The organism is Thermococcus sp. Bubb.Bath, from assembly GCF_012027595.1.
In the GTDB taxonomy this organism is placed as follows: Archaea; Methanobacteriota_B; Thermococci; order Thermococcales; family Thermococcaceae; genus Thermococcus.
The window spans coordinates 1-387 of record NZ_SNUR01000072.1 but is presented as its reverse complement, the minus strand read 5'-3'; the positions used below and the strand labels follow the sequence as shown (position 1 = coordinate 387).

At 47.8% G+C, this 387-nt stretch carries 1 pseudogene; it reads right to left on the bottom strand.

The window, feature by feature from the left end:
- Positions 1-241: pseudogene (locus tag E3E29_RS11570) on the bottom strand (hypothetical protein); the annotation flags it as partial.
- Positions 242-387: the final 146 nt, after the last annotated feature.

The window sequence follows — 387 nt, the reverse complement described above, 5'->3', positions numbered from 1 at the left end:
CGACGAGGCCTGCTGTAAAAGCCAGAGCCAGCCAGCTCTCAAGGAGAAGAATGGGGAGCTCGAGGAATGATGCAAGTACCAATGCCAGAAGTCCCATTCCAAAGCTTCTGCCCATCCATCCGACTTCTGGAAGTGCCCGCCAGGTTCTCAGTGTATGTTTTATTCCCAACGGGACGCTGAGACCCCCAACGATGATCACGACGGCAAAGTAGTACTCAATAACCCTTTCGACGGTCAGCATAATATTTTCCTCAGCCTTTATCTCTTATTAACCTGACGCTAAGATTTTTAAGTTTCGTGTCTATTCCTCCCAGAATTTACGCGACTATTAACATTAAGGTGTCCAAAATGAAGGACGAGCTCATCGAGATGATCTTTCGGGAAGGG